Below are 4,844 nucleotides of genomic sequence, written 5' to 3'. Positions count from 1 at the left end.
GCATCGAGCGCGCGATGTCGCGGGCGATCGCGAGGCCGAGGCCAGTGCCGCCTTCGTCCTGGTTGCGCGCGCCGTCGAGACGCAGGAACGGCTTGAACACCTCCTCGCGCATCGCCTGCGGAATGCCGGGGCCGTCGTCGTCCACGGTGATGCTCAGATAGCGGTGATCGCGATGGCCGTGGATGGTGATGCGGTCGCCATGGCGCGCGGCATTGGAGACGAGATTGCCGAGGCAGCGCTTGAAGGAGGCGGGCTTGACGGTGACGACCGGGAGGCCCTGAAAGCTCACCGTCGCGCAATGGCCGTTGCGTTCGGCATCGCTGCGCAGCTCCTCGATCGCCTTGGTCATGTCGGTCGGCTGCGCGTTCTCGCCGGTGTCGCCGCGGGCGAAGGCGAGATAGTCCTCGAGCATGCCCGCCATCTCGTCGATGTCCTTGCGCATGGCGTCGACTTCCGGGCTGTCGCCGATCAGCGCGAGCTCGAGCTTGAAGCGGGTCAGGATGGTGCGCAGGTCGTGCGAGACGCCCGCGAGCATGGCGGTGCGCTGCTCGATCGCGCGCTCGATGCGCGATCTCATCTCGATGAAGGCGTGCGCCGCCCGCCGCACCTCGCGCGCGCCGCGCGGGCGGAAGTTCGGCACCTCGCGGCCCTTGCCGAAACTTTCGGCGGCGTCCGCGAGCCGCAGGATCGGCTTGATCTGGTTGCGCAGGAACAGCACCGCGACGATCAGGAGGATCGTGGAGGTCCCGACCATCCAGAACAGGAAGATTTCCGAATTGGAGGCGTAGGCGGCGCTGCGCTGGGCGAAAACCTGCATCACCGCATCGTCGAGCAGGATCCGGATTTCCACCAGGTTGGAGTTGCCGACCGTATCGATCCAGAATGGACGGCCGATCTTGAAGCCGATCTGCCGGGAGAGCGACTGGTCGAGCAGCGAGAAGAACGGCTTTGGCCCGGGCGCCGGTAGGTCGCCGGGCGGCAGGAAATCGACCACGAGGCCGAGCCGCTGCTGCGCGATACGCTTGATCTGGGTGCGGTCCTTGTCCTGCGGGTAGGTCTTGTAGATGTCGATCAGTCCGGCGATGTCCTGCACCACGCCCGCCGACAGGTGCCACATCACGGTGTTGGCGTTGCGCTCCATGAACACGAACGCCACCACCGACTGCAGTACCACCATCGGCACGATCATGATCAGGAGGGCCCGCGCATAGAGCCCCGTCGGCATCCAGCCCTTGAAGGCATTGCCGAGCCTGCCATTGGCGCGCGACATCCGCTGCGAGGCGCTACGGATCAGGGTCAGGCCGGTGTCGAGCGTGCTCATTCGAATGCCGGCCCGCTTATGGCGAGGCGACCAGGCGATAGCCGATGCCGCGCACCGCCTGCAGGAACAGCGGGTTGGCCGGGTCGCGTTCGATCTTGCGCCGCAGGCGGTTGATCTGCACGTCGACCGCGCGCTCGTTCACGCTGCCATTGCCGGTCAGCGCGCCGCGCGGCACGGTCTCGCCCGGCGCCGCTGCGAGGATGCGCAGCATCTCGCGCTCGCGGTCGGTCAGGTGGATGATCTCATCGCCCTGGCGCAACTCGCCGCGGCCGAGATGGAAGAGGTAGGGGCCGAAGGCGACCTGCTCCAGCGTCTCCGCCGGGGGCGGCGGCGCCGCGCGCTTGAGGATGTTGCCGATCCGCAGCGCCAGTTCGCGCGGCTCGAACGGCTTTGCCACGTAGTCGTCGGCGCCGATCTGCAGGCCTTCGATGCGGGATTCCGCCTCGCTGCGCGCCGTCAGCATCAGGATCGGCACCGACGAGGATTGGCGGATGGAGCGGGCAAGGTCGAAGCCGGTCTCGCCGGGCATCATCACGTCGAGAATCAAGAGATCGAAATGCAGCCCTTGCAAGATGGCACGTGCATCGGCAGCGCTCTTCGCCGTTGTGACGCGATAGCCTTCGCTGGCAAGGAAGCGGGACAAGAGGTCGCGGATGCGCCGGTCGTCGTCGACCAGCAGCAGATGGGGCGCGTCATCGGCCGGCTGCGGCGGCGTACGCGCGACTGTGGCTGCAAGCGGCACGATCACTCCTTCGGGTTGGGGGCGTTGAAGATCGTCTCGAGCACCTTGTCGGGATCCTCGCGGTCGATCATCGCGCGCAGGAATCGGCGCACGGTATCCGCTCCGGCCAGTCCGATCCCTTCGAGCGCCCGATCGATTCGCCTCGTCTGCAGCGTGGCGAGCTTCGCCACCAGCGCCTCGCCCTTGGCGGTCGCATAGAGCAGCCGCTGCCGGCGGTCGTTGTTGCCGGTTTTCTGCACGATATAGCCTTCGTCCAGCAATTGCTTGAGCACGCGCCCGAGCGACTGCTTAGTGATCCGCAATACGTCGAGAAGGTCGGCGACTTTCAGTCCGGGATAGCGGCAGACGAAATGCATCACCCGATGATGCGCCCGGCCGAAGCCGAACGCCTCCAGCTCGTGGTCGGCATCCCCGACGAAATCCCGGTAGGCGAAGAACAGCAGCTCTATGATATCCCAGCGTAAATTGGCCTCGCCCGCCGGCGCGGGGCGCGCCTGGGTCGGCCGCGAATCGGCGCTCGGCAAGGGGTTCGAGAAATTTATGTCAGCCATATTGACGTTTCTTGGGTTCAATGTTACAAAACAATCGGCCGCAACGAAATTTTAGATCGTTTCCTAGCTGCGGTGACGGTTCTGATTGGCCCGATGAAGCCATGACCAGCGGTAACGGCCGCGAACTGATTGACCGTGTGGCTGTCGGGCGGCATGGCCGCAACATACTGGACTTCCGCATTCCGCAAAAGCATGTCCTCGGCAAGTGGAAAAGCTGATGCAAGGCGGAGGTCCAGAGAGTAAACGGCGCTAACCGCGCCAATCCGGGAGAAGACCCATGGGCGTTTCGCTCGATACACCTGTCCGAGACCGGGCCAAGCAGCCCAAGGAGACGAAGCTCGCGCCAGGCGTGAAATTCGACATCCTGCCGTCGCCGAATCCCGTTCCGGAGCAGGAGCGCGCGGCAAGGCTCGCGGACCCCGGTTTCGGCCGGGTTTTCACCGATCACATGGCGATCGTGCGCTACAACCAGGCGAAGGGCTGGCATGACGCGCGGATCGAATCGCGTGCGAATTTCCCGCTCGATGCCGCCACGGCCGTGCTGCACTACGCGCAGGAGATTTTCGAGGGGCTCAAGGGCTACAGGCGCGAGGACGGCGGCGTGAACCTGTTCCGCCCCGACGCCAACGCCCGGCGGATGAAGGATTCGGCCGAACGCATGGCGATGGCGCCGCTGCCCGAGGCAGTGTTCATCGAGGCGGTCGAGCAGCTCGTGCGCATCGACCGCGCCTGGATCCCGGGCGGCGAGGGCAGCCTGTATCTGCGGCCGTTCATGATCGCGAGCGAGGTGTTCCTGGGCGTGAAGCCGTCGGCGGAATACATCTTCGCCGTGATCGCCTCGCCGGTCGGCTCCTATTTCAAGGGCGGGCCGGCGCCGGTCTCGATCTGGGTCTCGGAGACCTACACGCGCGCGGCGATCGGCGGCACCGGCGCCGTGAAATGTGGCGGCAATTATGCCGCGAGCCTGCGCGCGCAGGCCGAGGCCATCGAGCATGGCTGCGACCAGGTGGTGTTCCTCGACGCGGTCGAGCGCCGCTACATCGAGGAGCTCGGCGGCATGAACATCTTCTTCGTGCTCGACGACGGCGCGCTCATCACGCCGCCGCTCGGCACGATCCTGCCCGGCATCACCCGCGATTCGATCATCGCGCTCGCGAGGGATGTCGGCACGCCGGTGCGCGAGGAGCCGTATACGATCGACCAGTGGCGCGCGGATGCTGCGAGCGGCCGGCTGAAGGAAGCGTTCGCCTGCGGCACGGCGGCCGTGATCTCGCCGATCGGCAAGGTGTGCTCGGTGAACGGCGATTTTGCCATCAACGGCGGCGCCGCCGGCCCCGTCGCCATGGGGCTGCGCAAGCAGCTGGTCGACATCCAGTACGGCCGCGCGGCCGACCCGCACGCGTGGATCAGGAAGGTGTTTTGACGCGGCGGCTCTCCTTGAGCATGATCCCGGGGTGGGCTAAGCGAAGCCGTAGGGTGGGCTAAGGCGCGCAAGCGCCGTGCCCACCAATTCGCACCGTACCTGGAATGGTGGGCACAGCGCTTCGCGCCTTAGCCCACCCTATGATTCGAAAAACAATGCGCCGATGGCCGACAAACCCAAGAAACCACAGAAGCTGAAGGCGCGGCTGCCGCGCGGGCTGGAGGATCGCGGTCCGGCCGCGATCAACGCCACGCGCCAGATGGTGGAGAAGATCCGCGCCGTCTATGAGCGCTACGGCTTCGAGCCGGTGGAGACGCCGGCCTTCGAATATACCGACGCGCTCGGAAAGTTCCTGCCCGACCAGGACCGCCCCAACGAGGGCGTGTTCTCGCTGCAGGACGACGACGAGCAGTGGATCTCGCTGCGCTACGACCTCACCGCGCCGCTCGCGCGCTATGTCGCGGAAAATTTCGATACTCTGCCGAAGCCGTATCGCTCCTATCGCTTCGGCTATGTGTTCCGCAACGAGAAGCCTGGCCCGGGTCGCTTCCGCCAGTTCATGCAGTTCGATGCGGATACGGTCGGGAGCGCCTCGCCCGCGGCTGATGCCGAGATGTGCATGATGGCGGCCGATACGATGGAGGCGCTCGGTATTCCCCGCGGCAGCTACGTGGTGAAGGTGAACAACCGCAAGGTGCTCGATGGGGTGATGGAATCCATCGGCCTCGGCGGCGATGAGAATGCAGGCAAGCGGCTCACCGTGCTGCGCGCAATCGACAAATATGATCGCCTCGGTTTGGAAGGTGT

At 65.7% G+C, this 4,844-nt stretch carries 5 protein-coding genes; 2 read left to right on the top strand and 3 right to left on the bottom strand.

Features of this window, described 5'->3' with window-relative positions; genetic code table 11:
* The 3 genes from JOY90_RS18085 to JOY90_RS18075 all read right to left on the bottom strand — a co-directional run.
* Positions 1-1,321 (bottom strand): ATP-binding protein (locus JOY90_RS18085; RefSeq protein ID WP_291692482.1); only part of this gene is annotated, 1,321 nt, incomplete at its 3' end.
* 16 nt (positions 1,322-1,337) lie between these two features.
* Positions 1,338-2,069, bottom strand: a complete 732-nt coding sequence (locus JOY90_RS18080; protein ID WP_291692481.1) for a response regulator transcription factor — start codon at positions 2,067-2,069, stop codon at positions 1,338-1,340.
* Positions 2,066-2,614 carry a MarR family transcriptional regulator gene (locus JOY90_RS18075; RefSeq protein ID WP_291692480.1) on the bottom strand — a complete coding sequence of 183 codons (549 nt, stop codon included), beginning with the start codon at positions 2,612-2,614 and terminating at the stop codon, positions 2,066-2,068. Before JOY90_RS18075 ends, JOY90_RS18080 begins: the two co-directional genes overlap by 4 nt.
* Before the next feature lie 277 nt (positions 2,615-2,891).
* Between JOY90_RS18075 and JOY90_RS18070 the strand changes: the two genes are divergently transcribed.
* Positions 2,892-4,037 carry a branched-chain amino acid aminotransferase gene (locus tag JOY90_RS18070; RefSeq protein WP_291692479.1) on the top strand — a complete coding sequence of 382 codons (1,146 nt, stop codon included), beginning with the start codon at positions 2,892-2,894 and terminating at the stop codon, positions 4,035-4,037.
* Positions 4,038-4,200: 163 nt separating this feature from the next.
* Positions 4,201-4,844: HisS family protein (locus tag JOY90_RS18065; protein WP_291692478.1), on the top strand; the 644-nt coding region annotated here is incomplete at its 3' end.

It is taken from the genome of Bradyrhizobium sp. (assembly GCF_019242285.1).
Lineage (GTDB): Bacteria > Pseudomonadota > Alphaproteobacteria > Rhizobiales > Xanthobacteraceae > Bradyrhizobium.
This window is presented reverse-complemented; position numbering and strand designations above follow the sequence as displayed.

Excerpts from the sequence above, each read along its gene's own strand:
- JOY90_RS18075 (WP_291692480.1), bottom strand. The coding sequence starts at position 2,614 with ATGGCTGACATAAATTTCTCGAACCCCTTGCCGAGCGCCGATTCGCGG.
- JOY90_RS18070 (WP_291692479.1), top strand. The coding sequence starts at position 2,892 with ATGGGCGTTTCGCTCGATACACCTGTCCGAGACCGGGCCAAGCAGCCC.